Genomic DNA, 26,273 nt, shown 5'->3' with positions numbered 1-26,273 from the left:
CTGTGGTGTTGCGGCGCCGGTCGGCTTACGCACCTCCAAAGTGGATCTTCATGCCGGCCTTGTAGACCCTGCCCGGACCCGGGCTCGACCACAGCACGTCATTCTGCGACGTCCCGTCGGTCGAGCTGCCGGGAACGGCGTAAGGCCGGTAGTACTGGTTCAAGAGATTGTCGATCGAGGCCGAGAACACGATGTCCCTGGTCGCGTTGTAGGTCAGGTAGAGGTTGACCAGCTCGTAACCGGTCGCAGGAAGATAGTTGGCGGGCACATCGTTGTTCGGACCGAACGAGGCCCATTGCGCCGTCAGGATCAGCGTGCGGTCGAGCAAGCGGACACCGCCGGTCGTGACGACCTTGCGCGGGGTGATGGTGGCGAGCCCGATATTGGTGGCGACGTTCTTGCCCTGGATGTAGTGACCGGCGACACCGATGAACCAGCTGCCGGCATCGTACATCGTCTCGGCCTCGAAGCCCTGGATGCGGGCCTGCGCGATGTTCTGGTACTGATAATATTGAGCGAACGTGCCAACGCCCGGGAACGTCACGAAGCCGAACGGAACGAGGTCGATGTAGTCGCTGACGTCATTGCGGAACAAGTTGATCTTGCCGCGGAACGAGTCTGACGCGGTGAAGATGTTGTCGTATTTGAGGTTGAAGCCGACTTCCTTGTTCTTGCCGACCTCGGGACGAAGGTTCGGGTTGGGCAGGAAGCAGAACAGGCCGACGGTGCCGTCTGGACAAGGGAATAAGGCCGGTCCGCCACCGGTCGCATGCGCCCCGGAAATCACGGTCTCGGTGATCGACGGCGCCCGGTAGCCTTCGGCGTAGCTCACATAAGGCTGGAAGCCCGGGACGGGCGTGACGCCGAGAGTGATCTTCGGCGAGAAGCGGTCGCCGCCGGCGCTGGTCCTGCCGGAATCGAGATCGTAGCGATCATAGCGGATCGCACTCACCGCCTCGAACCAGGTGCTGTAGTTCTGCTTCAACTGCACGAAGCCGCCAGACACGGTGCGGATGCCGCTCGGCGTTGTGATGTTGGAGTTTCCGCGGCTGTCGGTCGTGATCACGTCGTCCTGGAAGGCGTCGACGCCCCAGGTGACGGCATTGCGCCAGTCGCCCACGTTGAAGCGCGTGGTGTTGTTGACGTCGATGCCGTAAGTATTGAGGACATAGCCGCGCTTGTCGCCGACGCAGCCCGAAATGTTGTTGCCGAAATTGCCGGCGCCGCAATAGGCCGCGCCCCCGGTCGAGTAGTGATAGGTCTTGGTCTGGTCGTTGTCGACCCGGTTGCCGTAGACCGACATGTGCCAGTCGAACAGATTGTCGCTCGGCAGCGAATAGTTCCAGGTGATGGTGCCGGTGTAGTTCTTCGCATCGGAGGCATAGACCGACGAGCCCTGATAGAGCGCGCGCTGCGCCGCCGTTGCCACCGGGCCGCGGTTGAACTGGCCGATGTCGTATTGGTAGTCCTGGAAGACGGCGCCGAACTTGACCTCGTGACCGAGGGCCGGCCGCACCGTGAGCTTCATCAGCCCGGCCTCGACCTGGTTGCCGGTGTTGCCGATCTCGGTGCCGTTGCCGTCCTTGTAGTTGCCCTGCGTGCGATAAACCGCGCCGCCGAAAATATCGACGTCGGGGGTGGCGCGCACGCCGCCGAACACCGAGCCGAGGCCGCGATTGTTGTTGGAGCCGTAGGAGCCCGAGAGATCGACGCCCCAGCGCTCGCCGGGACGCAGCACGTCGTCGATGTCCTTGGTGCGGAACGAGACCAGGCCACCGATCGCGCCGGAGCCGTAGATGTTGGCGGTCGGTCCGCGCACGACGTCGACGCCGCCGATCAATTCAGGATCGAGGAAGAAGGAGCCGTTGGCGTTGTGGCCGGTGCGCTGATAATTCTGCCGCGCGCCGTCGACGACGACAGCGACACGGCCGAAATCCTGCAAGCCGCGGATGTTGATGACCGTTGCGGGATCGTCACCGCGTTCCTGGAACGACACGCCGGGCACCGCATAGAAAATGCCCGACAGCCGGTTCGGCTGGATGCCCTGGATCTGGTCGAGCGTAATCGAGCTGACAGGCGCGAGCGCGTCGATGGCGCGCTCCTTGGTCTTGGTTGCGGCGACGGTAATGGTGTCGAGCACCTGAACGGGCGCCGTGCCGCCGGCCTGGGCGCGGGCGTTCATGACCTCAGGCGTTGCCTGCTGCGCGACTTGCGCCTTCCCCGGCTTGCGCTTGGCCTGTTTCGGTCGTTCCGAGGACGCGTTTTCAGCCTGCGGCGATGCGGTCTGCGCGAGACTGCCCTCCGTCATCATTGCCGCAATTGAAACCACCGACGCGCCCAAAATCAGGGCGCGCGAATACCTAGCCCCGTCAGCCATATCAGCCCCAGCCTGCACTTTACTTTAGCTTTTTCAGTCTGTTGGCTGGCGTGCGCTCGCAACGCGAGCGACTGGCTGGCTGATTGTCGCAAGAGGCGGGCATGTTCCCCGCTGCAAGAAATGGTTACGTGGCAACACTCTGACGGTCAATGACATCAGGTTGCACTTTATATCGATTGTAAATTGCGACCGTTGGAATGCGCTTCGCGCCGCCTATACAAACAAGCGGTACTCCAGATTTTCGAAAGCGCATCACACTCACAATGTCAGCAACATCAGGAGACAGCAGCGGCAGCGCGGCAGGGCCGGCACAAAGCCCTTCCGCAACAACGCGAACTCTGACCATGCGCGGGACCCGGATCGACAGCCGCGAGCTGTTTGCGGCCGAGCGCGAGATCATCATTGCGCATGGCGAGGACAGCTATCGTCTCCGCTTGACCTCGCAGAACAAGCTGATCCTGACGAAGTGACCTTCAATGACATTTTGCCGCACCCTCGCCAATCTCCTGCTCTCCGGCGGAATCGCGCTCGCGTCTGCCGCGCACGCGGCCGGCATCACCGTCCATGACGCGCGCAATCGCGAAGTCACTGTTGCCGATTTTGCGCGCACGGTCTCGATCGGCGGCGCCATCACCGAGATCCTCTATGCGCTCGGGCTGGAGAGCCGGCTGGTCGGCGTCGACACCACGAGCCTTTATCCGGCGGCGGCGCTGCACGACAAACCCAATGTCGGCTACATGCGCCAGATCTCGGCCGAAGGCGTGCTCGGCCTCAACCCGACGCTGATCCTGGCGATCCAGGGATCTGGCCCGCGCGAGACCATGGACATCCTGGAGACGGCGAAGGTGCCGCTGGTGCTGGTGCCCGAGACCTTCTCCGAGGAAGGCCTGATCGAGAAGATAAAACTGGTCGGCCACGCCATGGGCGTCGATGCGCGCGCCGAATGCCTGAGCGCCGCTGTCGGCGCCGATCTTGCGCAGCTGCGCGCGCTGCGCGCCAAGGTGACGAAGCCGGTGCGTGTGATGTTCGTGATGTCGCTGCAGAACGGGCGCGCGATGGTGGCCGGCCACAAGACCGCGGCCGACGAGATCATCCAGCTCGCGGGCGCGACCAATGCGGTGGGCGATTACGACGGCTACAAGATCATCGGCGACGAGGCGATCGTAGCGGCCAAGCCCGAATTCGTGCTGTCGATCGAGCGCGGCAAGGACTCGCTCCAGGCCGATGCGGTCTATGCACATCCGGGCTTTTCGCTGACGCCGGTTGCGGCCAACAAGAGCTTCATCACCATGGACGGGCTCTATCTGCTCGGCTTCGGGCCGCGCACGGCCGCGGCGGCGCGCGATCTCTCCGTCAAGCTATACCCGGCATTGGCCGACGGCGGCGCATTCACGTCGGCACTGTCGACGACGAATTGCCGGCAATGAGCGTGGCCGTCGAGATCGAAGCACGAAGCCCGCGACGAAGCCCGGGACGGCGGTCGGCATCGTTCGCGATCCCCCTACTGCTCGTGGTGCTATTGATCACCATCATCGTTGCTCTGACGGTCGGCGCGGCCGGCATCCCGCTCTCTCGGCTGCCTGCCGCCCTGGGCCTGGCCGGCGAAATCACGGCCATGACGGTCCGCGACCAGCTCGTGCTGTGGTCGATCCGTATCCCTCGGATCGCGGCGGCCGCGATGGTCGGCGGCCTGCTCGCCGCGGCCGGCGCGATCATGCAGGGGCTGTTTCGCAACCCGCTCGCCGATCCCGCCCTGGTCGGCGTCTCCAGCGGCGGCGCGCTCGCAGCCGCGAGCGCGATCGTCTTCACGGATTCGCGCTTCGGCGAAGCGCTCCGATTCCTCCAGACCGAGCTGTTGCCGCTCGCGGCCTTCGCGGGCTCGCTGGCGACCACAGCAATCCTCTACGGCATCTCCAGCCGCTCGGGGCGGACCTCGATCGCGATCTTCCTGCTCGCGGGCGTTGCCATCACCGCCATCGCCAACGCAGGCATCGGTCTGCTGGTGTTCATCGCCGACGACCGCCAGCTCCGCGACATCACGTTCTGGATGCTCGGCTCGATGAGCGGCGCGACCTGGACCAAGGTCGCCGTGCTCGCGCCGGTCCTCGTCGCGGGACTCGCGTCCTGTGCCTTCATCGCCCGCGGTCTCGATCTGCTGGTGCTCGGCGAGGCCGATGCCTTTCACGGCGGCATCGATGTCGAGCGTCTCAAGCGGATCTCGATCGTCATGGTGTCCGCCATGACCGGTGTCGCGGTGTCGATCAGCGGCGTCATCGGCTTCGTCGGCATCGTGGTGCCGCATCTGCTCCGTCTCGTGATCGGGCCGGCGCATCGCCTGCTGCTGCCGGCCTCGGTGCTGCTCGGCGCGGTCCTCATGGTCGGCGCCGACACGCTGGCGCGGACCATCGTCGCGCCGGCGGAGATGCCGATCGGCATCCTGACGGCCGCCGTCGGCGCGCCTATCTTTCTCTTCATCCTGCTGCGACAGCGCGGGCGCGCCGCGCTATGACCGCGGTGATCGAGGCGCGACGTTTGAGCAAGCGCGTCGGCCGCGCGACGCTGCTCGATGACGTCGGCCTGACGGTTGCGGCCGGCGAGATGGTCGCCATCATCGGCCCGAACGGCGCCGGCAAGTCGACGCTGCTGCGGCTGCTCTCCGGCGATCTTCGCCCGAGCGCAGGCGAGGTGCGGCTGAAGCAGCGCGACATCGGCAGCTTCACGCCGCGCGAGCTCGCCGCACGCCGCGCGATGCTGTCCCAGCACGTCAACGTCACCTTCCCGTTCACGGTCGAGGAGATCGTGCTGATGGGCGCGGGCGAGCGCAGCCTTCGTGATGCCGGTCCGTTCGTCGACGCCGCGCTGGACGAGGTCGGGCTTTCGCAATTCCGCGAGCGGCAATTGCCGACGCTATCAGGCGGCGAGCAGCAGCGCGCCCATTTCGCCCGCGTGCTGGTGCAGCTCGCCTGCGGCGAGGCTGAGCACGGACCCGGGCTCCTGCTGCTGGACGAGCCGACCTCGAGCCTCGATCTGCGTCACCAGATCGACCTCGTCGAAGCGGCGCGCCGCCGCGCGGCTGCCGGCACCGCAGTCATCGCCATTCTGCACGATCTCAATCTCGCGATCCGCTTCGCCAACCGGCTGGTCGTGCTGGCCGGCGGCAGGCTCGCCGCGGACGGCCCGCGCACGAATGTCGTCACGCGCGAGATCATCCGCGACATCTTCGAGATCGACGCGCTCGTGCATCAGGCTGACGGCGTGCCGTATGTGCTGCCGCAGTCGATGCGGGCAATTGAAACCGGAATTTAGCCAATCCTGTTTCTGCAAGGACCGTGCGCTCCCTCCCCCGCTTGCGCAGGGCTATCGCATTTGAGAGCTTTTCCCTGCGGCCATCCTTCGAGACGCCCGCTTTAGGCGGGCTCCTCAGGATGAGGACGGAGTGCGCGGCAGCAGTTTCAACGGGTACTGAGGCCGATTAGCCTCATCCTGAGCCCCCAGCGCCGAAAGCGGGCGCTGCACATGGAACCATGAATCACCTGCCAGACGTCGTCTGACAGGTGGCTCATGGAGAGGAGGCGCGTAAGCGCCGTCTCGAAGGACGAGGCGTGCGCGCGGGCTGCCGCCACGAGTCATATGCGATAGCCCTGCCCGCCTGCGGAGGAGGGTTGGGGAGAGGGTGTCTCCAACACGGGACAATCCCCTAGAGGAGAGAGCCCTCACCCCGGCCCTCTCCCGCAAGCGGGAGAGGGAGCGCCCCTCGTTCGTGGCTGGCAATCTCCCCCGCCGGCACGATCACCATGCTCTTGTCCTTCGGCCAGCGGACGCGCCAGGCGAAGTTGATGTCGCGGGCCTCGCCGGGCTTGGCGTCGAACGACCATTCCAGCACGCCGCGCTTGTCGCGGATGTTGGTTGCGGTCGGCTGCGTGCTCGACGGCAGCATCTCGACGACGATGTCCTCATTCTCGCTGACCGGCAGCTGATCCTCGATCGCGACGCGAATCGGGAAATCATGGCCGTTGCGGATCGTGGTCTTGAACGAACGCTCATCGGTCCTCGACGTCGTGACCAAGAGGCCTGCCGAACCCTCGTTGCGCTTGAGCACCGCGCGCTCGATTCTCACCTTGTCGTCGGCGCCGAAGCCGAGCCGCACGATGTCGTCCTTGGCGGACGCCGTGATCTTGCCGCGGCCGACAAAGGTACCGTCGCGGTAGATCGCGACCTTGCCGGGCAGCAGGGTCGTGTCGTCCGCTTGCTTGAAGCTGGCTTCGAGGAACGCGGTGGGATTCATGACCGGCGCGGCGCGCACCGCGAGATCGGCGGGCACATTCACCGCAGCGATACGCAGGCTCTTGGCGCCCTCGGCAGCGCCGAGGCTGACGCGGCCGGGAATTTTGAAGGTGGCCTGGAAGTCGCCGATCTCGGCGACGGCCTGTTGCTCGTCGGCGCGCTCGCGCGGCTCGGCCGCTTCCGCAACCTTGGGCATCAGCGATTGCGCCTGGCGCGTCATCGGGGCCGGCCGCGCCAGATCCGACACGGTCCCGAGCGCCAGCGGCTTCGGCACTTGCGGATATTGCGCGACCAGCGAGCTCAGCTCCGGGGCACTGCCGCCGCGGCTGATGCGGACGGTGGAGACGCCGAGCGTCACGTTCGACCAGTCCTCGCCGGTCGACTGCGTGACCTCGGCGCGCCGAACGAGCTCGAGCTGCGGCTTGCGATCCTTGGCGCCAGTGTCGAGCCGGGCGTCGTAGAGCGGCACCCAGCGCGCGTTGCGCACGGCATAGGTCACGCGCAGCGTCGCCTTGGTCGCCGCGGCTGAGGCGACGTCGATCCGCACCTCAAGCTTGCTCGGCGGCTTGGCCGAGCGCTCGGCTTCCAATTCCGCGATCTGGCGGTCGATCTCGCGCTGTTTTCGCGCGGCGTCGCGAATTGCGGTGTCAGCGGTCGCGATCTCCTCGGCAACCGCTGCAAAGGCCGCGCGCCATTCGGCAATCGGGCGCGCATCGCCCTTCTCGCCGAGGCCGGCCGGCGACGCCTCAGCAAAGTGCTGTGCAAACTTGCGCCGGGCGTTGGCCGAGTCGACCGCACCCTGCAGATCGGCGCGCTGATCCCTCAGTGCTTCGATGCGCTTGTCCAGCTCGGAGAGGTTTGCGGGCGGTGCCGCCTTCGGCGGCCGCGCATCGATCGTGCCGATGGTGAGCTTGGCGCCCGCCTCGCCTTCAACACGGAGGGAAGACGGATCGAGCGAGAGCGGAAAATCCTTGGCGACCAGCGTCGAGTCACCGGAGGCGAGGTCCAATGAAATGACACGGGTGACGGTGGCACCGTCGGGATAGACGGTGACCGTGTCGATCGTCGACGTGGCATCCACGTTGGCCGCCCATGACGGCGATGCGATGGCCGTGGTCACCAGGACCAGGCCCGTGGTTGCCAAATATCTTGCGGTGATGCGCATCAAGTCCCTCCTGCCGGTATCGCCGCGCCGCCAGCCGGACGCGCGCGATGAAATGCCTCGCCATCGTGGTTGGACGCGGCAGGGAAGGAACTGGTTCGATTGAGGTTTCTGTGCGGCGCCGCCGCGGCGGCACCATGGCCGCGGAACGCTTTGTCGTTCCCGGAAGCCCTTAAAACTGGGTCGGCGAGGCCTGGCCGAAGATACGGCGCAGCAGATCGGTCACGTTGCGGGCGCCGGCCTTCTTCAGGATGCTGGCGCGGTAACCCTCGACCGTCCGCGCGCTCAGATGCATGCGCCGGGCGATCTCCTTGTTGGTGAGGCCGGCGGCGAGATGCTCGAGCACGTCGCCTTCACGCTCGGTCAGGGGCTCGCAACCGGGCAGCCAGCATTGCCGGATCGTGGCGGGCTGGGCGAACTCATCGATGGCGGCATCGATCCGGCCGACGATGTCGTGGGTGCGGAACGGCTTTTCGATGAAGTCGGCCGCGCCGCTCTTGATGGCGTCGACCGCCATGGCAATGCTGCCGTTCGCCGAGGTCACCAGCACCGGCGCCATGCAGTTCTCGCCGCGCAGCCGCTTGAGCACCTCGAGGCCCGAGTGATCGGACGGCAGCTCCAGCAGCACGCAGGCCGGCATCCGCGCCTTTGCTGCGGACACGAGAGACGCACCGTCAGCGAAACAGATCACCTCATAGGCGTTCCGTTGGAGCGCCGCCGAAAGTTGCTCGCGAGAGGCTGCGTCGGTGTCGATGACGAATATCTCACCCTTGGAAAGCATGTTTCCCGGCATGATCCCGATCCAGCAATGTCTTGGTCAAATGGTCCGAGACGGTAGCCGGCTCCATCGCCCTGCCGCGCCGTCGTAAGCACGGCATTCACGCTCGTGCTTCGGTTTCCCCTATGTATGTTCCGTCCGGTTCCTGGGTTTGACTGACCGGGACAGAAATTTTACATTTCGAGACATCTGCAGGGATGGCTGGAACGGTTCGCATGACCGACCTCATTCGCAGCTCAAGCCTGAGTTATTATCCGGACGTCGCCCGGTCAGTCGGGCTCGACCCCAGGCAGATGATGCGCAAGGCAAGGCTGCCGCCAACCTGCCTCGACAAACCCGACACGCCCATTGCCGTCGCCGGCCTGCGCCGTCTGCTCGAATCGTCGGCGGAGGCGTCCGGCACTGAGGATTTCGGCTTGCGCCTCGCCGAGCGCGGCGGCCTGACCAATTTCGGCGCGGTCGGCCTGATCGTGCGCGAGCAAGCGACCGTCGGTGAGGCCATCGATGCGTTCTCGCGCTTCATCCATGTCCATCATGACGGCATGCGGCTGGACGTTGCGCGCGGCAAGCAGACCGTGACCATCACGATGCATCTGCGCGGCCGGCACCCGAGCGCGTCGCGGCAGTCGATCGACATGGCGCTCGGCAGCGTCCACCGCATCATCCAGTCGCTGTTCGGTCACGACTGGCGGCCGCAAGAGGTGCACCTGCATTACCCACCGCCGCACGACCGCAAGCGCCACCGCGAATTCTTCGGCTGCCGCGTGATCTTCAACGCGAAGGATAACGCGATCCTGTTGTCGCTGCACGATATGGAACGTCGGATCCCGAGCGCGCATCCACTGATCGCGAGCTATCTGCGCAAGCGGATCGAGGCGATCGAAACACGGCCCGCCAGCTGGGAGCAGAAGGTCGACGAGGTCGTACGCCTCCTGCTCGCCGGCGGCGACTGCACGGTCGAGCGCGTCGCCGAGCATCTTGCCTGCACCCGCCGGACCATCCACCGCCGCCTCGCTGCATCGGGCACCAGCTTCTCGGCCATCCTCGACGCGCGACGCGCCGATCTCGTGACCCGGCTGATCGAAGATCCCGGCCGGCCGCTGGCCGACATCGCGGTACAGCTTGGCTTCTCCGCGCAGAGCGCCATGGCGCGCTGGTTCCGCGGCCGGTTCGGCTGCACCATCACCGAGTGGCGCAAGGGCGTGCGGCCTCTGACGGCGCCGCCCGCGGCGACTGCCGCTTGAGCTCAGCGCGCCGGAGCGGGCACGCCCATCGTGGCGAGGGCACGCCGCCGGCTGCCGGCGAGCAACGGGCCGAACGCGATGGCAAATCCGAGGAAGGCGACGATCCAGCCGAAGGCGGCGATGTGCAACAACACATCGTTGTGCGCGGGCAGTAGGACGGCAGCGACCCGGGCCAGAGCCGCGATGATGACCGCGGCATAGATTCCCTGGATCGCCGGCGAAGCCGTCAAGGCCTGTCCGGTATGGCCGAGGCTTGCGCGGGTCATCACCGCGAGAGTCATGGTTCCCGCCGCACCCGCCATCCAGGCGTGGATGCCGGCGCTTGGCGGCAGCACGCCGAAGGCGGCCAGAGCGTTCAAAATGAAACCGAACGGCACGAAGACATAACCGACATGCAGGATCAGCAGCAGCCGCTCGCGCGTGGTGCGATCGCCGGCCCAGCGTGCAAGCCGAACCAGATGCAGTATGCCAATCGCCGCCATCACGATGCCGGTGATCATGTTGAGCGGCGCCACGATCCATGAGACGAGCGCGAGCGCGCTGCATCCGATCACCGCGCCGTCGAAGCGTCCGAATGGCACGGGCAGACGGCCGGGATTGAACTTGACCAGCCAGTTGCGGGTGAAGCTCGGAATGATGCGGCCGCCGATCAAGGCGATCAGCAGAATGACCACGCCGATGCCGACGCGGATGCTGACATCGGCCGCGCCCTCGTCATGCGTTTCAACATGGAAGGCGACATTGCCGGCGAGCAGAACGAGCACCAGCCCCACCACGGGCAGATTGCGCCAGTTGCCGCCTGCGATGATCTCGCGCGCCGCGGCAGCGACGACCAATGCCAGGAAGGCGGCATCGACGACCAGCGCAAACGCCCAGCCGATATTGGCCGACATCGTCACCACGACGCGCCCGGCAAGCCAGACCGCCAGCAGCGCTCCCAGCGGCGTGCCCCGGATCGGCAGCCGCCCCGTCCAGTTCGGGATTGCGGTGAACAGGAACCCGGTGATGACAGCCGGCAGAAAGCCATAGAGCATCTCGTGGATGTGCCAGTCGCGGGGTGCGAATGCGGAGCTCACGGACAATTCGCCATAGAACATCGGCAGCCAGGCCAGGATCGACAGGGCCGCCTGGATCGCGGCGAGCAGGAAAAAGGGGCGAAAGCTGTTCGCAAACAGCGGCCAGCCCGCAAAGTTGCGGGATCGGGCGCCAGCCATGGGGTCAACTCCAATGAATTCAGACCGTCATTTGGAAAAATACTGCCACCCGGCCGGCCCGTTTTGCGCTATCGCAAACTACCTGACGATTGCAGGTGCCATCACACTCCCGAGCGTCAAGGAGGCAGAATGGCCAAGGTCGACACATCGCTGGTTGCGCATTTGCCGCTGTTTGCGGGGGTGACACCGGAAGCTCTGGACGAGATCCTGCGTGAGGCCCGCTCGGCGCGCTACCCCAAGAACAGTGCCATCTTCGAGCAGGGGGCGGACGCGCAGTCCTTCTTCCTGCTGCTGCACGGCCATGTCCGCGCGGCCAAGACCACGCCGACCGGCGAGCAGATCGTGGTGCGCTATGTCGCGCCCGGCGAAACATTCGGGCTCGCGATGGCGATCGGAGCCACGCGGTATCCGGCGACGGCGATGGCGGTCGATGACAGCGTCGTGCTGATCTGGCCGACCTCGGCCTGGCCGCGGTTGATCGATCGGTTTCCGGCGCTTGCCGCCAACACGCTCCAGACCGTCGGCACGCGGCTTCAGGAGAGTCACACCCGCATCCTGGAAATGTCGACCCAGCAGGTCGAGCAACGCGTCGCGCACGCGCTGCTGCGCCTCGCCAAGCAATCCGGCAAGAAGCTCGACCACGGCATCGAGATCGATTTCCCGATCAGCCGCCAGGACATCGCGCAGATGACCGGCACCACGCTGCACACGGTCAGCCGCATCCTGAGCGGCTGGGAGAGCCAAGGCCTCGTCGAGAGCGGCCGGCAGCGCATCATCCTGCGCGAGCCGCACAAGATCGTCGTGCTGGCGGAGCGGAGCGCCGACGGCGGCGCGACGTGAGAGCCGCACCAGGATATCTCCGCTCAAGATAGGGGTGAGGGGTGCTTCCGCTTACGGCGAAAGCGCTCCCTCATCCGGGAATTCGCGCGCACCCGCGCAAATTCCAGACCGCGTCACGCCGGCACGCAATCGCTCAGTGCAGCGAGGAATTTCTCGCGATCGATGCCATGCTCGCGGCAGGCGTCATCCACGGTGTGGAAGATCGCGATCGGACAGCCGACACAAGCCATCCTGAAGGCGAGAAACACGCGGATCGTGTGCGGCGCCGTGCGCATGATGTCATCGACCAAATCATCGGATCGGAAGGGCATGGACAACTCCGTTCCGAATTGACGATAGCGGCGCGGGCGGAAGTCTCTTTGTTGAAGCGCAAGCTGCTGCCAGTTCCTCAGCTCGTCATTCCGGGGCGCGCCTCTTGGCGCGAGCCCGGAATGCCGGAGAGAGGGTGGCTCTAAACCGCCCGACTATGCAGCTGCTTGTCCGGATCCAGATGCGCATCGAACGCGGCTGCGACGCTGCGCACCAGAAAGCGCGAGTCCTTGGCGACCGCGAGCCGATCGCCGTCCAACCTCACGACGCCGTCGGAGATCAGCGGCTTCAGACGCGCCGCCGATTTCAACATCGCGCCGGCCTCTGCGCCATGGCGCGCGCAGATGTCGCCGAGATCGGCACTGAACTCGCACATGATGCGTTCGATGATGTCGGCGCGCAGCCGGTCGTCGTCAGTAAGCCCATAGCCCTTCGCGGTGGCGAGGCGGCCGGCGGCGATGCTCTGCGCATAGGCGCCGATCTGCACCTCGTTCTGGACGTAGCCCTGCGGCAGATGTCCGATCGCGCTCGCACCGAAGCCGAGCAGGACTTCACACTTGTCGGTGGTGTAGCCCTGAAAATTGCGCCGCAGCGTTCCCTGCTCGAACGCCACGGCCATGGCATCGTCGGGGCGCGCGAAATGATCGAGCCCGATCTGCACGTAACCTGCCTCCTTCAGGGCATTCGCGATCGCGCAGGCCTGGTCGTGGCGGGCAAGGCCGTCGGGCAGCACGGCCTCGTTGATCATGCGCTGGTGCTTCTTGAAATCAGGCACATGAGCATAGCCGAACACCGAAAAACGATTGGGCGCGAGCGCGAGGCTGCGCCGCACGGTGTCCAGGCACGACGCGACAGTCTGGTGCGGCAACCCGTAGATCAGGTCGAAATTGATGCCCTCGATCCCGGCATGGCGGAGCATGTCGACCACGGAGGCCGTCTGCTCGAAACTCTGCACGCGATTGATTGCCCGCTGCACCACGGGATCGAAGCTCTGCACGCCGAGGCTCGCGCGGTTGACGCCCGAGAGCCGCATGGCCTCGACCATGTCCACGGTCAATGTGCGGGGATCGATCTCGACGGCGATTTCGGCCGAAGGCAGCACGAAGAAGTTCTGGCGCATCGTCGCCATCAGTTCGGCAAAAGCCTCCGGCGCCATGATCGTCGGCGTACCGCCGCCGAAATGGATGTGCTCGACCTTGATGCGGCGGCCGATGGTTTCGGCAGCGAGCGCGATCTCGCTGCGGAGCGTGCGTTGATAACCGGCAATGAGCTCGTCGCGGCGGACGATCTGGGTGTGGCAGCCGCAGTACCAGCACATCTCGCGGCAGAACGGCACGTGCAGATAAAGCGACGCGCTCGCGCCCGGCGGCAGCTCCGCCAGCCACCGGGCATATGTGTCCGGTCCGATCGCGGGCGTAAAGTGCGGTGCGGTCGGATAGCTGGTGTAGCGTGGCAGACGTTCCTCGCCGTAGATCGCCGCAAGATCAGCTCTCATATCTTACCCATTCGTAAATTTCCGCCGCGCGCAGACATCGCGGCAAATCAGGGAATGAGTTCAATTAACCCGGATGCGCGGAAGCGACTTTGCGCTCGCGCAAAGCGCGGCGATCGGTTCCCGACCATGATGAGAATAATTCGCGCGGCCATCCGGAGCGTTTGCCATGAGGCTTCTCGCACTCGAACTCATTCTCTCCCTGCCCGACGTCCGCGGCCACATCCCGCGTTTCGACGACTTCCGGCCGGCCCCGGCCACGCCAGCCGCCGCCGGCGTGGTGCGCGCCCTGGCCGCAGCGATCGCCGTCTTCGTCGTGCTGGCGCTGGCGATCTGGGGAACGGTCTGGCTTGCCGTGCATCTGCTCTAACCTCGATTTCGACAAGGCTTCGATTCGGCGCATAGGTGCCGGGCGAGTAGATCATCCAACTTTGAAGATGCAAACGAGTTGCCGCTGAGCGCCGATACCGTTGCGCTCACGCGCGGCAATCAACGTGATGGCACCCATCCTGCTACGTTGAGGCACCTAAGTACTGTTGCGGAGTTGGAAACGCGGCAAAAGCTTGTCGCAGCGCAAACACGCTTGCCGCGATCGGCGCACACTGCATCCGTCATCAAAACCTTTTCACATGAAGGATGCTTCCGATGTTGACCCGCAGAGCCGCATTGATCAGCGCCGCCGCGACCGCCCTGATGTTGGCGACGCCGGCTTTCGCCGCCAGCGATCTCAAGCTGCCGCGTCAGAAGGTAGAGCTGGTCGCTCCGCCCTTCGTGCATGCGCACGAGCAGGCCACGACGCAGGGCCCCAAGATCATCGAGTTCAAGCTCACGATCGAGGAGAAGAAGGTCGTCATCGACGAGAAGGGCACCACCTTCCAGGCCATGACCTTCAACGGCTCGATGCCGGGCCCGCTCATGGTCGTGCATGAGGGCGACTACGTCGAGACGACGCTGGTCAATCCCGCGACCAACACCATGCCGCACAACATCGACTTCCATTCCGCGACCGGTGCGCTCGGCGGCGGCGCGCTCACTTTGATCAATCCCGGCGAACAGGTCGTGTTGCGCTGGAAGGCGACCAAGACCGGCGTGTTCGTCTATCACTGCGCGCCGGGCGGCCCGATGATCCCCTGGCACGTCGTCTCCGGCATGAACGGCGCCGTGATGGTGCTGCCGCGCGAGGGACTGAACGACGGCAAGGGCCACGCGCTGAAGTACGACAAGGTCTACTATATCGGCGAGCAGGACATGTACGTGCCGCGTGACGAGAAGGGCAATTTCAAGTCCTACGACTCGCCGGGCGAGGCCTTCACCGACACGGAAGAGGTGATGAAGAAGCTGACTCCCACCCATGTCGTGTTCAACGGCAAGGTCGGCGCACTCACCGGCAAGAATGCGCTGACCGCCAATGTCGGCGAGAACGTGCTGATCGTGCACTCCCAGGCCAATCGCGACAGCCGTCCGCATCTGATCGGCGGCCATGGCGACTATGTCTGGGAGACCGGAAAGTTCGGCAATGCACCTGAGGTCGGGCTCGAGACCTGGTTCATCCGCGGCGGTTCGGCGGGAGCTGCGCTGTACAAATTCCAGCAACCCGGCATCTACGCCTATGTCACGCATAATCTGATCGAGGCGGCCGATCTCGGCGCCACCGCGCACTTCAAGGTCGAAGGCAAGTGGAACGACGATCTGATGACCCAGGTGAAGGTGCCTGCAGAAATACCGCCTGCCGGCACCAACTAAACGCGACGAGGGGCCGGTCATCACCGGCCCCTTTTTCTTTCTTCGGGGAATGACCGTGCTGATCGCATTCAAGCTCAAACTGGCACTCGCCTGCGCGGCCGGGCTTGCGGGACCGCTGGCGGTCGCGCCTCTGGTTTCGGAGATGGCGACGCGCCACGCGGGAGGTGAGCCGGCGATGATCGAAGTCGCCGCCGGCAGCTTCTCATATCGTGAAGCCGGCGACTTCACCCGCGGCGGGCGGCAGGCGGAAGCGCCGCTGCGCACCATTCGGATGGACCGGCCGCTGCACATCATGCGAAATCAGGTCGCCTCATCCGATTATCAGGCCTGCGTGCGAGACGGCGCCTGCCGCGCGCTCGATCGCGACGTGGCGATCGCCCCCGATCGCCCCGCAGTGCAGGTGAGCTGGCACGATGCCGAGGCCTATGCAGGCTGGCTGTCGCGCAAGACCGGCCACCATTACCGCCTGCCGAGTGACGAGGAATGGGCCTTCGCCGCCGGCTCCAGATTTAAGGACGATGGTGTCGCGGTCGATGCCAACGATCCTTCGAAGCGCTGGATCAGCCGCTACGAGCGTGAATCCGAACGCGACCTCGCCGACACCACCGCCTATCCGTTCGGCAAGTTCGGCCCGAACGAGCATGGCGTCGAGGATCTCGCCGGCAACGTCTGGGAGTGGACCACGACCTGCTTCGTGCGCTCGCGCGTCGACGACACCGGCAATGTCGGCCGCCCGACCGTGAACTGCGGCGTGCGTGTCGCCGAGGGCGCCCACCGCGCCTATGTCACCGATTTCATCCGCGACGCCCGCGCCGGCGGCTGTGCCCAAGGCGTGCCGCCTGCCAATCTCGGCTTCCGCCTGGTGCGCGAGGAGACGTCCTGGGTGGCGAGCGTATCGGCGCGATGGAGCAAGGCGTGGGCGGCGAGGTCGTAGCCGCCCCACACTCGATGTCATTGCCCGCGAAGGCGGGCGATCCAGTACTCCGGGGCGGCGGTGATCGAATCGAGATGCCGCGGCGTACTGGATGCCCCGCCTAAAGCGGGGCATGACACTGTCGGATGCGGCGACTAGGCGCGCTCAAATCGTGCGCGCGAACATTCGAAAACCGGGCGCGCCGATGATCGCCTCGAAGGCCGGATCACGCTTCTCCTCGGCAAAGACAAACCCGGCCTTGGCGTAGGCGCGCTCGGCCGCATCGTTACCGATCAGGAACGATATCGTCGCCCGCGCAAATCCGGCCGACCGTCCCTTCTCAAGTGCGTGGACAATCAGCGCCTGCACCAGCCCGCGGCCGCGATATGCGGGGTCGGTCGCGACATACTCGATCATCCAGTCGCCCTCGCCGCCCTGAACCCAGCAGGCGCGCGAATAGGCGCCGCGTTGGCGGATGGTGTCCAGCTCCGGCCGAGCGAGCCCGGTCGCAGTGGCGACTTCCTCGATCGCGTGCCAGGCCGCAGGCCCCGTGCCCGCCGCCGGCAAGGCACAGAGCGCCGCCGCCGGCCTGCCATCGACCTCGGCGACCAGGAATTGCGAGACGTGCCACATCGACACGGTGCGGGCGACCGCGATGCGCGCGATGAAATCGCGGCACTGTGCTTCGGGCCAGCCAAGCGCGACGTCGAACCAGCCGCGCGAGCGGTAGCCGCGCTGCGACGACAGGATGGTTTGTACGATGAAACCGGCGTCTTCGGAACGCGCAGACCGTATTGTCATGCGCGCCCCATTGCAAAGCCTCAGGTATTCTTCAGCGCGACGCGGAATTCGGCTTCGGTCTTGGACTTGACCTCGTCGAGCGAGACGCCGTCGGCGAGCTCGATCAGGGCCATGCCGCCGTCGCCGTGCTTGTCGATGGTGAAGACGGCGAGATCGGTGACGACCATGTCGACCACGCGCTCGCCGGTCAGCGGCAGGTTGCACTTCTTCAGCAGCTTCGGGCCGTCCTTGGCCGAATGCTCCATCACCACGACGACGCGCTTGACGCCGGCGACGAGATCCATCGCGCCGCCCATGCCCTTGACCATCTTGCCGGGGATCATCCAGTTGGCGAGATCGCCATTCTGGGCCACCTGCATGGCGCCGAGGATCGAAAGATCCATGTGGCCGCCGCGGATCATGCCGAAGGAATCCGCGCTCGAGAAGTACGAGGTCGAGGGCAGCTCGCTCACGGTCTGCTTGCCGGCGTTGATGAGGTCCGCATCCACCTCGTCTTCATAGGGGAACGGGCCCATGCCGAGCATGCCGTTCTCGCTCTGGAGGCTGACGTCCATGCCATCAGGGATGTAGTTCGAGACCAGCGTCGGGATGCCGATGCCGAGATTGACGTAATAGCCGTCGCGCAATTCCTTCGCGGCGCGCGCGGCCATCTGTTCACGGGTCCAGGCCATCAGATTTCAACTCCAGTGCCGGCCGCCGGCGCCGTCGTCGGACGCGGGCGGGTGTTGCGGAATTCGATGCGCTTCTTGGCCGTGCCGACCTCGACGATGCGCTTCACGAAGATGCCGGGGGTGTGGATGTGGTCGGGATTGAGTTCACCGGCCGGAACCAGATGCTCGACCTCGGCCACCGTGATCTTCGCGGCGGTCGCCATCATCGGGTTAAAATTACGGGCGGTCTTGCGGTAGATGAGGTTGCCGGCGGTGTCGCCCTTCCAGGCATGCACGATGGCGAGGTCGGCGAACAGGCCGCGCTCCATCAGGTACTTCTCGCCGTCGAACTCCTTCACTTCCTTGCCTTCGGCGATCAGCGTGCCGACGCCGGTCTTGGTGTAGAAAGCCGGGATGCCGGCGCCGCCGGCGCGGATGCGCTCGGCCAGCGTGCCCTGCGGGTTGAATTCAAGTTCCAGCTCGCCGGCAAGGAATTGCTGGGCGAACAGCTTGTTCTCGCCGACATAGGACGAGATCATCTTCTTGATCTGGCGGGTTTCGAGAAGGCGGCTGAGGCCGATACCGTCGACGCCGGCATTGTTGGAGACCACCGTCAAGCCCTTGACGCCGGACTCCCGGATCGCGTCCGATAGCTCCTCGGCAATGCCGCAGAGGCCGAAGCCGCCCGACATGATCATCATGTTGTCTTTTAGAATGCCGTCGAGCGCCGACTTGGCGTCGGGATAGACCTTGTTCATGCAAAAAACCTCGACTGAACCTTCGGCTTGCAGGCGTCGCGCCTCATTGGCGGCGATTATTAGGCGAAATCGTCCGAAGCCGTCAATGATACGGGGGTTCTCCGCTCCGCCCCCGGGTGATAGAAGCTGCCCATGCCGTGGGCATAACCGTGCCGCGGCCTTGAAAGCGTCAAGAAAACCCATCAAGTTGCGGGGGTTGGGTGTGGGCGCGCAGGTTTCCCGGCCCGCCCTTCTGGCTCCAACGACCAACCCGATCAGGACATGCCATTGACCATGGCCCAAGGAATGAAGCGCCTCGGGACGCCGATCGCGGCGCTGCTCGGCGTCGCCCTGATCGCCCTGATCGCGACCTCCTGGCTCATCAACCGCGACGCGCTGCGCAAGGCGGTCGAAGCGCAGATCCGCGACGTCACCGGGCTCGAGCTCAACGTCGCGGGCAGCATCGACATCTCGGTGCTGCCGGCGAGCTACATCTCCTTTCACGACGTCGGCCTCAAGGGCGGCGGCACTAGCGCTCCCGCGCTCCAGGTCGACGTGCTCACCGCGAATTTGCGGCTGCTCCCGCTGCTGCTGCAGCGGTTCGAGATCGCCGACCTGATGCTGCTGCGGCCGCGGATCCACGTCAACCTCAAGCCGGACGGCGAGAGCAACTGGACGCCCTTCATCCAGACCATCGCCCGCACCATGAAGCCCGGGGCCGAGAACCAGGTCTCGTTCTCCGAAATCCGGATCCAGGACGGCGTGCTCGATTACGAGGACGCCGCCACGCATGCCACCGAGAAGCTCGAGGACATCGACCTGTCGCTGGCCTGGCCTTCGATCTCGCGCTCCTTTGCTGCGACCGGGCAGTTCGACTGGCGCGGCGAGCGCGTCGACGGCTCGATCAGCTTTTCCGATTTCGTCGCCGCCCTCTCCGGCGACCGGTCCGGCCTGAAGGCGCGAATCGCCAGCGCGCCGCTCAAGCTCGCCTTCGACGGCAGCGTCGCCAATCGCACCAGCCCGATGATGGAAGGCACGCTCACCGTCGACAGCCCGTCCTTGCGCAACGCGCTGCGCTGGACCGGGCAGCCGCAGCCCGGCAGCGGCGGCTTCGGCCGCTTCGCGCTAAAGGCGCGCGCCAACGTCGTCGGCGCCTCGATCGCGCTCACCAATGTCAATGTCGAGCTCGACGGCAATGCCGCCGAGGGTGTCATGACCTACGCCAATAACGGCCGGCAGACGCTGCAGGCGACGCTCGCCGCCGACGCGCTCGACTTCACACCTTATATCTCGACGTTCCGCCTGCTCGCGAGCGGCGCACGCGACTGGAACAGGCAGCTGTTCGATCTCAATGGATTGTCGACCACCGACCTCGACATGCGCCTGTCGGCCGCAAGGCTGACGGTCGGGCCGACGAAGCTCGGCCGCACCGCGATCGGCGCCAATTTGCGCAATGGCACGCTGGCGCTCTCGGTCGGCGAGGCGCAAGTCTATGGCGGGATCGCGAAGGGCTCGTTCGGCATCGCGCGGTCCGACACAGTCGCCGACATCAAGGCGCAATTCCAGTTCACCGACGTCGATCTCCAGGCCTGCGCCACCGAACTGTTCGGTCTCAACAAGCTGTCCGGCCGCGGCAACATCAATGTCTCGCTCCTCGCCTCAGGATCGAGCCCGTTCGGCCTCGTGCAGTCACTCGACGGAAGCGCCACCGTGACCGGGCATGACGGTGCGATCGCGGGCTTCAACGCCGAGCAGCTCTTGAAGCGGCTGGAGCGGCGGCCGTTGTCGGGCGGTGGCAATTTCCGCAACGGCTCGACGCCCTACAACAATCTCACCATCGCCGTGAAATTCTCCGACGGGATCGCCACCGCCGAGGACATCCGCGTCGAAGGGCCGGCGGCGAAGATCACGCTCACCGGCACCGCCTCGGTTCCGACGCGCGAATACGACATGAAGGGCGTGGCGAGCCTCAACAGTGCGTCGGGGTTCGAACTGCCCTTCGTGGTGCAGGGCCCCTGGGACGATCCGCTGATCTTCCCCGATCCGGAAAGCCTGATCCGCCGCTCGCCGGCCTCCGCGCCGCTGCTCGACATGCTGAAGGACCGCAAGGGAGGCGACGCCGTGCGCTCCGCAATCGAGCGCATCACCGGCAGCGGAAAGCGCCCCGCACCGGCGGAATCGCCCACGGCGGAGAACGCGAAGGACAGCGCCAAGTCCAACTAGAGGCGTCAACTTCGCTCTCTCAGAAGTTGGCTGCCTGCGCACGACGGCCCAACTTGCCATACTGACCGATTTCATGCGAATGCGGCGTCACGCGGCCGATTGCGGCGTCGAAATCCAGCTTTTGTCCTCCCGCACCACTGGTGCCGCAGCGATCTTCGGCGCGGCCGCGACCTCGCCCTGACCCAGTTCACGGGCCAACACCTCGCGATCACAGGCGTCCTCCCACAGCGAAATGGTGATGGATGCGACACAGTTGCTGATCATGCTGGTCAGCGCCCGCGCCTCCGACATGAAGCGGTCGATGCCGACAAGCAGCGCCACGCCGGTCACGGGCAGGTCCGGCATGACGGAGAGGGTCGCGACAAGCGCAACGAAGCCGCTGCCGGTAACACCGGCGGCCCCTTTGGACGTCAGCAGCATCAATCCGAGCATCGCCGCAATCTGCCCCCATGACAGGTGAATGTCGCAGGCTTGCGCGATGAAGATGGACGCCAGGGTGAGATAAATGGCGCTGCCATCCAAATTGAAGGAATAGCCCATCGGCAACACGAGCCCCGATACGCCTTTCCGGCATCCGAGCTGCTCCAGCTTGCGCAGCGCGCCAGGCAGCGCCGGCTCCGACGACGACGTGCCGAGCACGATCAGCAATTCTTCCTTGAAGTAGCGGATCGTCTTCCACAGGCTGAAGCCGTTCAGCCGCGCCAGCGTGCCCAGCACGATGACCACGAAGACGGAGCAGGCAAGATAGAACGTCAGGATCAGCAGTCCGAGCGAGCCAATCGAACGGATGCCATAGCGGCCCACCGTGAACGCCATGGCGCCAAAGGCGCCGAGCGGAGCGAGCTTCATGATGAAGCCGAAGGACACGAACAGCACCTCAGAGAACGAGGCGACTGCCTTTGTCACCACGACACCCCCGTCACCGGCGCGGCTCAGCCCAAAGGCGATGAGAATGGAGACCAGCAGGACCGGCAGCACTTCGCCGTCGGCGAACGCTCCAAAGAACGAATGCGGGATGATGTGCAGCATGAAGTCCGCGAAGCCGGATACCCCTGCCTGCTTGGTGAATTTCGCGGCTACCGACGGATCCAGCGTATTGACCGCAACATGCATGCCCGCGCCCGGCTGGATCAGCGACACCGCGATCAGCCCTGCCAGCAAAGCGAGCACGGTCAGCAGGTAGAACAGCGCCATGGACTTCACCAGCGTGCGGCCGACCTCGCGCGAATCGCTGATGCTGTTGATGCCGCTCACGATGGTGCAGAACACGATCGGCGCGATCATCATCTTGACCAGCTTGACGAAGCCGTCGCCAAACGGCTTCAGCGCGGCGCCGAATTCGGGCCAGAAATGGCCGGTGAGGACACCGAGCATGAGGCCGATCAGCACCTGGACATAGAGAATCCGGTAGAACGGCTTTCGCGGCTCACTGCTCGCGGGCCCAGCCTGCGCTCGCATCTGCATTCTCGTTTCTCCCTTGTCTTATTTCTTGAGGTTTAAGAGCAGCCCGGCGTCAGGCCGCCAGGACCGAACAAGGCACGTGCGACCGGCGGGCGAAGACCTGGCCCTCGAAGATTCGCCGGGCTGTCCGCAGCACCCGGGCAACCGGGCCGGGCTCCAGCCTGACCACGAGCTGGCCGGAGGGGTGGGCGAGTGTGATCGGCACCGGCGGCACCAGCGGTCCGACCATCTCTGCGGCGATCGTCCCGGGCGTGACGCACGCCGTCGCGATCGCGACCGCGCCGGTGACCGCCAGCGCGCTATGGCAGTCGTGTGGCATGAAGTACCTGACGTTCAACGTCGCCCCGCACGCGGGCGCAATCAGAACCGGTTTCGGGATCACCATCGTCGCGGGATCTGGAAAGCCCATCCGGCGGCCCGCCTCGATGCGCAGATCTTCGAGACGTGCGCGGAAGCCGCTGTCGGCGAAATCCGACGGAGCCTCACGGCCGCTCCATCCCAGATCCGCCGCGCGGACCAGCATGACCGGCATCGCCGCGTCGAGGCAGGTCACATCGATGCCTTCGATGCGGTCGACGGATCGTCCCGTCGGCAGCAGGCGACCAGTGCGTGCGCCGGCCGCGTTGGGGAACGACAGTTCGATCGGCGCGGCCGTTCCCGGCACACCGTCGATCCGCGTCTCACCATCGTAAGTCACGCGTCCTGCGGGGGTCGGAACGGTCGCGTCAATCAACTTGCCGGTGTTGACATTGTGGATGCGCACATGGGTGCGATCCGCGGCAGCGGCGACCAGGCCGGCTTCAATTGCGAACGGCCCCACGGCCGCCAACATGTTTCCGCAATTCGGCGAGGTATCGACGATCCCTTCACGAACCCGCACCTGGGCAAACAGGTAGTCAACATCGGCACCGGGCACCGTTGCCGGCCCGATGATCGCGACCTTGTTGATGACGGCGTTGCCGCCGCCGATCCCGTCGATTCCAAGGTCGTGTCCCCCTCCCATCACGGACAACAGGAGCGCGTCGCGCAGGTTGGCGTCGGCCGGAAGATCACGGGCCAGGAAAAACGGCCCGCGCGAGGTGCCCCCGCGCATGACCACACAGGGAATGGCAATCTGATCGTTCATGGAGCTGTTCCGTTCGGCGACATCTTCGCGCGAGCCAAAGCATCCTCCGGCAGAACTCTTTTGTGAAATGCAAATATCTGATGTATTATTTCTTTTATCGAAATAATGGAGCCTGCCGTGAACGCAGAACTGCTCGACCTCAAGGCGTTCATCACCGTGGCGGAGACGGGAAGCTTCGTCCGCACCGCCAGGGCGCTGAACCTGTCGCAGCCGGCGCTGAGCCGACGCATTCAGAAACTGGAAGAAGGCCTCGGTGCGCCGTTGCTCGAACGGTCGACGCGCCACGTCAATCTCACCATGACCGGGCGCGACTTCTTGCCGAAGGTGCGCCGCCTCATCGACGAGTTCGAGACCTCGGTGCTCGCCATCCACGATATCGGCGCGCGAAGTTCAGGCCTGGTCTCGGTGGCTGCGGTGCCGACAGCGGTGTTCTATTTCCTGCCGCGTGCGATCGGTCGGTTTGCCGAAGCGTATCCGCGCATTCGCATCCGGATACTCGACATCGGTGCCAACGAGGGATTGGAAGCGGTCGCGCGCGGAGAAGCCGACTTCGGCATCAACTTCATCGGTGCTTCGCATGCGGAAATCGAGTTCGAGAAACTGGTTGAGGACCCTTTCGTCCTGGCCTGCCGTCATGACCATCCGCTGGCATCGCGCAAGCAGGTCAGCTGGTCGGAAATCGTGTCGCACCGGGTCATCACCGTCGGTCGCAACAGCGGCAATCGCGCGCTGATCGACAATGCGCTGGCGCGACACGGCTTGCAGCTGAACTGGTCCTATGAAGTCGCTCACCTTTCCGGCTCGCTTGGCCTGGTCGAAGCCGGCCTCGGCATCGCCGTGCTGCCGAGGCTCGCGACGCCAGCGGCCGGCCATCCGATCATTCACACCATTCGGCTGACCGAGCCGGAAGTCTCGCGGACGATCGGCATCGTGCGCAGGCGCGGGGCGACGCTGTCGCCTCACGCCGGCCAATTTCTCAAGATGCTCCTCGAGGCATGGCGTTCGCCTTCCCCGACGAGCGGACAAGGCAAGCCGCGGCCGCGATCCGCCGAGGCAAGTTCGAATGCCGCGTCCACGGGCCTGAAGCGGAAACGCTGATAGCTCGCCGGCAGAGCGGTGCAAGACCGTCCGCCGTCGCGCCGGAGTTCCTCGACTCGTCCAGCCTAGATTTTCTAGAGACATGTCTTCGGAGACATTTTCGCTCCTGCAGCCGGAGCATCGCGGCGTTGCGAACTCATTGCGTTGCGTTCAGTCCTCATACCGCCTACAACCGCGGGCTTTCGCGGGCGAGCAGGTGTGCGGAGTTGCGCATGGTCCAGGCGAAGCCAGAACGCACAAACCCGAATTGATTGCCGGGAATTGATGCGGTCATTGCATCGATGCGTGTGTTAAGCATCTCCGCTGGCCCGATATCCCGCGACCATGGTCTGACAAGATGGCGCTAGATCGGACTTCCGCCATGGGCTAGTGTTTTATACGACCGGTTAAAAACACCGGCCGTTTGAGGGAGAAAAACGTGAGATCCAAGGTTATTGGCGCAGTATCATTGGCGGTCGCTGCGGTTGGGCTTTTTGCCGCCACTGCACCCGCCTTTGCGCAGCAGAAGACGATCACAGTCTGGTGGGGCAAGGGCTTCTATCGCTCCGAAGACGACGCGCTGATCGAGACGATCAAGAAATTCGAAGCCAAGACCGGCATCAAGGTCGAATTGTCGCAATACGCGATCCAGGACATGATTCCGAAGACGGTCGCCGCGCTCGATGCCGGCACCGTGCCCGATGTGGCCTATTCCGATTCCTATGACGTGCAGGCACAGGGCAAGTGGGCCTATGAGGGCAAGCTCGAAGACCTCACTGATGTGATGGAGCCGATCAAGGGCCGGTTCGTGCAGAACACGCTGGACGCCTCGATCCTCTACAACGACGTCACCAAGAAGAAAGCCTATTACGGCTTTCCGCTGAAGCAGCAGAGCATGCACGTCCAGATCTGGAACGACATGCTGGAGAAAGCCGGCGTCAAGCAGAGCGACATCCCGAACGACTGGACGGGTTATTGGACGTTCTGGTGCGACAAGGTGCAGCCGGCGATCCGCAAGGCCACCGGCCAGCGCATCTACGCCGTCGGCCAGCCGATGGGCGTGGAATCCACCGACGCGTTCCAGTCGTTCTACACCTTCATGGACGCCTACCACGTCAAGCTGGTCGACGACGACGGCAAGCTGCTGGTCGACGATCCCAAGGTCCGCGACGGCCTGATCAAGGCGATGAAGGACTACACCGACACTTATATCAAGGGCTGCACCCCGCCCTCCTCGACGACCTGGAAGGACCCCGACAACAACGTCGCTTTCCACAACAAGACCATCGTGATGACCCACAACTTCACGATCTCGATCGCGGCGAAGTGGTTCGAGGACTCGCAGAACCAGGCCCTGACCCAGGAGCAGCGCGACGCCGGCAAGAAGGCCTACGAGCAGGACATCATCACGGCCTCCTTCCCGAAGGCTCCGGACGGCTCGACCATCCGCTACCGCTCCGACGTCAAGACCGGGCTGATCTTCACCGCGGCCAAGAACAAGGCCGAGGCCAAGCAGTTCATCAGCTTCCTGCTCCAGGAAGAGAACGTCCGTCCCTATATCGAGGGCGCACTCGGCCGCTGGTTCCCGGTGACCAAGGAAAGCCAGGAAAGTCCGTTCTGGCAGGCTGACAAGCACCGCAAGGCGGTCTACACGCAGTTCAAAGGCGGCACCGCGGCGTTCGACTTCACCAAGAACTGGAAGTTCACGATTCTCAACAACGAGAACGTGTGGGCGAAGGCGATGAACCGCGTCGTCAGCGAGAAGGTTCCGGTCGACAAGGCCGTCGACGAACTGATTGCCCGCATCAAGCAGGTCGCGGGTTAGTCATCCGCCCCTCTCCC

At 64.9% G+C, this 26,273-nt stretch carries 23 protein-coding genes; 12 read left to right on the top strand and 11 right to left on the bottom strand.

Annotated elements, in window-relative coordinates; all coding sequences use genetic code 11:
* Nucleotides 1–25 precede the first annotated feature (25 nt).
* A complete protein-coding gene (locus CVM73_RS24855) occupies nucleotides 26–2,377 on the bottom strand; it encodes a TonB-dependent hemoglobin/transferrin/lactoferrin family receptor (RefSeq protein ID WP_208639240.1) in 2,352 nt (783 codons plus the stop codon).
* Between the two features lie 263 nt (nucleotides 2,378–2,640).
* Here CVM73_RS24855 and CVM73_RS41170 point away from each other — a divergent pair, with 263 nt between their 5' ends.
* Genes CVM73_RS41170 through CVM73_RS24835 form a run of 4 tightly spaced genes read left to right on the top strand, consistent with a single transcriptional unit; the run spans nucleotide 2,641 to nucleotide 5,683 of the window.
* Nucleotides 2,641–2,847 carry a hemin uptake protein HemP gene (locus CVM73_RS41170; protein ID WP_167407035.1) on the top strand — a complete coding sequence of 69 codons (207 nt, stop codon included), beginning with the start codon at nucleotides 2,641–2,643 and terminating at the stop codon, nucleotides 2,845–2,847.
* A 6-nt stretch (nucleotides 2,848–2,853) separates the two neighbouring features.
* The gene (locus CVM73_RS24845; RefSeq protein WP_100234471.1) at nucleotides 2,854–3,804 is read left to right on the top strand and encodes a heme/hemin ABC transporter substrate-binding protein; all 951 of its coding nucleotides are present in this window, start codon (nucleotides 2,854–2,856) and stop codon (nucleotides 3,802–3,804) included.
* The gene (locus CVM73_RS24840; protein WP_100234470.1) at nucleotides 3,801–4,886 is read left to right on the top strand and encodes a FecCD family ABC transporter permease; all 1,086 of its coding nucleotides are present in this window, start codon (nucleotides 3,801–3,803) and stop codon (nucleotides 4,884–4,886) included. The genes CVM73_RS24845 and CVM73_RS24840 overlap by 4 nt, the downstream gene beginning before the upstream one ends.
* Complete coding sequence (locus CVM73_RS24835) at nucleotides 4,883–5,683, top strand: heme ABC transporter ATP-binding protein (protein ID WP_100234469.1); 801 nt, start codon at nucleotides 4,883–4,885, stop codon at nucleotides 5,681–5,683. Before CVM73_RS24840 ends, CVM73_RS24835 begins: the two co-directional genes overlap by 4 nt.
* 391 nt (nucleotides 5,684–6,074) lie before the next feature.
* Here CVM73_RS24835 and CVM73_RS24830 read toward each other — a convergent pair whose 3' ends face one another.
* Together CVM73_RS24830 and CVM73_RS24825 are read right to left on the bottom strand one after the other, a co-directional pair.
* Nucleotides 6,075–7,826, bottom strand: coding sequence for a mucoidy inhibitor MuiA family protein (locus tag CVM73_RS24830; RefSeq protein WP_245452419.1), 1,752 nt, complete (start codon nucleotides 7,824–7,826; stop codon nucleotides 6,075–6,077).
* 169 nt (nucleotides 7,827–7,995) lie between these two features.
* The gene (locus CVM73_RS24825) at nucleotides 7,996–8,616 is read right to left on the bottom strand and encodes a response regulator transcription factor (RefSeq protein WP_100234468.1); all 621 of its coding nucleotides are present in this window, start codon (nucleotides 8,614–8,616) and stop codon (nucleotides 7,996–7,998) included.
* Nucleotides 8,617–8,816: 200 nt separating this feature from the next.
* Between CVM73_RS24825 and CVM73_RS24820 the strand changes: the two genes are divergently transcribed.
* Nucleotides 8,817–9,845: an AraC family transcriptional regulator gene (locus CVM73_RS24820; RefSeq protein WP_100234467.1), complete on the top strand. Its 1,029-nt coding sequence runs from the start codon at nucleotides 8,817–8,819 to the stop codon at nucleotides 9,843–9,845.
* A 2-nt stretch (nucleotides 9,846–9,847) separates the two neighbouring features.
* On the opposite strand, the gene CVM73_RS24815 is transcribed toward CVM73_RS24820, so the two are convergent.
* Nucleotides 9,848–11,059, bottom strand: a complete 1,212-nt coding sequence (locus CVM73_RS24815) for an NnrS family protein (RefSeq protein WP_100234466.1) — start codon at nucleotides 11,057–11,059, stop codon at nucleotides 9,848–9,850.
* 129 nt (nucleotides 11,060–11,188) lie between these two features.
* On the opposite strand from CVM73_RS24815, the gene CVM73_RS24810 reads away from it, so the two are divergent.
* The gene (locus CVM73_RS24810) at nucleotides 11,189–11,899 is read left to right on the top strand and encodes a Crp/Fnr family transcriptional regulator (RefSeq protein WP_100234465.1); all 711 of its coding nucleotides are present in this window, start codon (nucleotides 11,189–11,191) and stop codon (nucleotides 11,897–11,899) included.
* Nucleotides 11,900–12,012: 113 nt separating this feature from the next.
* On the opposite strand, the gene CVM73_RS24805 is transcribed toward CVM73_RS24810, so the two are convergent.
* Both CVM73_RS24805 and hemN read right to left on the bottom strand, forming a co-directional pair.
* Nucleotides 12,013–12,210, bottom strand: a complete 198-nt coding sequence (locus tag CVM73_RS24805) for a DUF1858 domain-containing protein (protein WP_100234464.1) — start codon at nucleotides 12,208–12,210, stop codon at nucleotides 12,013–12,015.
* A gap of 140 nt (nucleotides 12,211–12,350) precedes the next feature.
* Nucleotides 12,351–13,703 (bottom strand): oxygen-independent coproporphyrinogen III oxidase, encoded by a 1,353-nt coding sequence (gene hemN, locus CVM73_RS24800; RefSeq protein WP_100234463.1) that lies wholly within the window; start codon nucleotides 13,701–13,703, stop codon nucleotides 12,351–12,353.
* 166 nt (nucleotides 13,704–13,869) lie between these two features.
* Between hemN and CVM73_RS24795 the strand changes: the two genes are divergently transcribed.
* The 3 genes from CVM73_RS24795 to CVM73_RS24785 all read left to right on the top strand — a co-directional run bounded on the left by CVM73_RS24795 (nucleotide 13,870) and on the right by CVM73_RS24785 (nucleotide 16,377).
* Nucleotides 13,870–14,070, top strand: coding sequence for a hypothetical protein (locus CVM73_RS24795; protein ID WP_100234462.1), 201 nt, complete (start codon nucleotides 13,870–13,872; stop codon nucleotides 14,068–14,070).
* Between the two features lie 275 nt (nucleotides 14,071–14,345).
* Entirely contained in the window at nucleotides 14,346–15,443 is a 1,098-nt protein-coding gene (gene nirK, locus CVM73_RS24790) for a copper-containing nitrite reductase (RefSeq protein WP_167407030.1), read from the top strand.
* Nucleotides 15,444–15,498: 55 nt separating this feature from the next.
* The gene (locus tag CVM73_RS24785) at nucleotides 15,499–16,377 is read left to right on the top strand and encodes an SUMF1/EgtB/PvdO family nonheme iron enzyme (RefSeq protein ID WP_100234498.1); all 879 of its coding nucleotides are present in this window, start codon (nucleotides 15,499–15,501) and stop codon (nucleotides 16,375–16,377) included.
* Between the two features lie 144 nt (nucleotides 16,378–16,521).
* Here the strand turns inward: CVM73_RS24785 and CVM73_RS24780 are convergent, their stop codons facing one another.
* The 3 genes from CVM73_RS24780 to CVM73_RS24770 are packed head-to-tail and all read right to left on the bottom strand — an operon-like array spanning nucleotide 16,522 to nucleotide 18,565.
* A complete protein-coding gene (locus tag CVM73_RS24780; protein WP_100234460.1) occupies nucleotides 16,522–17,157 on the bottom strand; it encodes a GNAT family N-acetyltransferase in 636 nt (211 codons plus the stop codon).
* Between the two features lie 20 nt (nucleotides 17,158–17,177).
* A complete protein-coding gene (locus tag CVM73_RS24775; protein ID WP_100234459.1) occupies nucleotides 17,178–17,828 on the bottom strand; it encodes a 3-oxoacid CoA-transferase subunit B in 651 nt (216 codons plus the stop codon).
* Nucleotides 17,828–18,565 carry a CoA transferase subunit A gene (locus tag CVM73_RS24770; protein WP_035704746.1) on the bottom strand — a complete coding sequence of 246 codons (738 nt, stop codon included), beginning with the start codon at nucleotides 18,563–18,565 and terminating at the stop codon, nucleotides 17,828–17,830. Before CVM73_RS24770 ends, CVM73_RS24775 begins: the two co-directional genes overlap by 1 nt.
* A 273-nt stretch (nucleotides 18,566–18,838) precedes the next feature.
* Here CVM73_RS24770 and CVM73_RS24765 point away from each other — a divergent pair, with 273 nt between their 5' ends.
* Nucleotides 18,839–20,767: an AsmA family protein gene (locus CVM73_RS24765; RefSeq protein WP_167407034.1), complete on the top strand. Its 1,929-nt coding sequence runs from the start codon at nucleotides 18,839–18,841 to the stop codon at nucleotides 20,765–20,767.
* Nucleotides 20,768–20,854: 87 nt separating this feature from the next.
* On the opposite strand, the gene dctA is transcribed toward CVM73_RS24765, so the two are convergent.
* Together dctA and CVM73_RS24755 are read right to left on the bottom strand one after the other, a co-directional pair.
* Entirely contained in the window at nucleotides 20,855–22,225 is a 1,371-nt protein-coding gene (gene dctA, locus CVM73_RS24760) for a C4-dicarboxylate transporter DctA (RefSeq protein ID WP_100234497.1), read from the bottom strand.
* 55 nt (nucleotides 22,226–22,280) lie between these two features.
* Nucleotides 22,281–23,354 (bottom strand): 4-oxalomesaconate tautomerase, encoded by a 1,074-nt coding sequence (locus tag CVM73_RS24755; protein ID WP_100234457.1) that lies wholly within the window; start codon nucleotides 23,352–23,354, stop codon nucleotides 22,281–22,283.
* Nucleotides 23,355–23,459: 105 nt separating this feature from the next.
* Here CVM73_RS24755 and CVM73_RS24750 point away from each other — a divergent pair, with 105 nt between their 5' ends.
* Complete coding sequence (locus tag CVM73_RS24750) at nucleotides 23,460–24,452, top strand: LysR family transcriptional regulator (RefSeq protein WP_100234456.1); 993 nt, start codon at nucleotides 23,460–23,462, stop codon at nucleotides 24,450–24,452.
* 418 nt (nucleotides 24,453–24,870) lie between these two features.
* Entirely contained in the window at nucleotides 24,871–26,256 is a 1,386-nt protein-coding gene (locus tag CVM73_RS24745) for an ABC transporter substrate-binding protein (RefSeq protein WP_100234455.1), read from the top strand.
* The last annotated feature ends 17 nt before the right edge of the window (nucleotides 26,257–26,273 follow it).

The organism is Bradyrhizobium forestalis, assembly GCF_002795245.1.
In the GTDB taxonomy this organism is placed as follows: domain Bacteria; phylum Pseudomonadota; class Alphaproteobacteria; order Rhizobiales; family Xanthobacteraceae; genus Bradyrhizobium; species Bradyrhizobium forestalis.
This window is presented reverse-complemented; position numbering and strand designations above follow the sequence as displayed.

Bases quoted from the DNA above. Each gene is read 5' to 3' on its own strand.
- CVM73_RS24855 (WP_208639240.1), bottom strand. From the start codon at position 2,377: ATGGCTGACGGGGCTAGGTATTCGCGCGCCCTGATTTTGGGCGCGTCG.
- CVM73_RS41170 (WP_167407035.1), top strand. From the start codon at position 2,641: ATGTCAGCAACATCAGGAGACAGCAGCGGCAGCGCGGCAGGGCCGGCA.
- CVM73_RS24845 (WP_100234471.1), top strand. From the start codon at position 2,854: ATGACATTTTGCCGCACCCTCGCCAATCTCCTGCTCTCCGGCGGAATC.
- CVM73_RS24840 (WP_100234470.1), top strand. From the start codon at position 3,801: ATGAGCGTGGCCGTCGAGATCGAAGCACGAAGCCCGCGACGAAGCCCG.
- CVM73_RS24835 (WP_100234469.1), top strand. From the start codon at position 4,883: ATGACCGCGGTGATCGAGGCGCGACGTTTGAGCAAGCGCGTCGGCCGC.
- CVM73_RS24830 (WP_245452419.1), bottom strand. From the start codon at position 7,826: ATGCGCATCACCGCAAGATATTTGGCAACCACGGGCCTGGTCCTGGTG.
- CVM73_RS24825 (WP_100234468.1), bottom strand. From the start codon at position 8,616: ATGCCGGGAAACATGCTTTCCAAGGGTGAGATATTCGTCATCGACACC.
- CVM73_RS24820 (WP_100234467.1), top strand. From the start codon at position 8,817: ATGACCGACCTCATTCGCAGCTCAAGCCTGAGTTATTATCCGGACGTC.
- CVM73_RS24815 (WP_100234466.1), bottom strand. From the start codon at position 11,059: ATGGCTGGCGCCCGATCCCGCAACTTTGCGGGCTGGCCGCTGTTTGCG.
- CVM73_RS24810 (WP_100234465.1), top strand. From the start codon at position 11,189: ATGGCCAAGGTCGACACATCGCTGGTTGCGCATTTGCCGCTGTTTGCG.
- CVM73_RS24805 (WP_100234464.1), bottom strand. From the start codon at position 12,210: ATGCCCTTCCGATCCGATGATTTGGTCGATGACATCATGCGCACGGCG.
- hemN (WP_100234463.1), bottom strand. From the start codon at position 13,703: ATGAGAGCTGATCTTGCGGCGATCTACGGCGAGGAACGTCTGCCACGC.
- CVM73_RS24795 (WP_100234462.1), top strand. From the start codon at position 13,870: ATGAGGCTTCTCGCACTCGAACTCATTCTCTCCCTGCCCGACGTCCGC.
- nirK (WP_167407030.1), top strand. From the start codon at position 14,346: ATGTTGACCCGCAGAGCCGCATTGATCAGCGCCGCCGCGACCGCCCTG.
- CVM73_RS24780 (WP_100234460.1), bottom strand. From the start codon at position 17,157: ATGACAATACGGTCTGCGCGTTCCGAAGACGCCGGTTTCATCGTACAA.
- CVM73_RS24775 (WP_100234459.1), bottom strand. From the start codon at position 17,828: ATGGCCTGGACCCGTGAACAGATGGCCGCGCGCGCCGCGAAGGAATTG.
- CVM73_RS24770 (WP_035704746.1), bottom strand. From the start codon at position 18,565: ATGAACAAGGTCTATCCCGACGCCAAGTCGGCGCTCGACGGCATTCTA.
- CVM73_RS24765 (WP_167407034.1), top strand. From the start codon at position 18,839: ATGGCCCAAGGAATGAAGCGCCTCGGGACGCCGATCGCGGCGCTGCTC.
- dctA (WP_100234497.1), bottom strand. From the start codon at position 22,225: ATGCGAGCGCAGGCTGGGCCCGCGAGCAGTGAGCCGCGAAAGCCGTTC.
- CVM73_RS24755 (WP_100234457.1), bottom strand. From the start codon at position 23,354: ATGAACGATCAGATTGCCATTCCCTGTGTGGTCATGCGCGGGGGCACC.
- CVM73_RS24750 (WP_100234456.1), top strand. From the start codon at position 23,460: ATGGAGCCTGCCGTGAACGCAGAACTGCTCGACCTCAAGGCGTTCATC.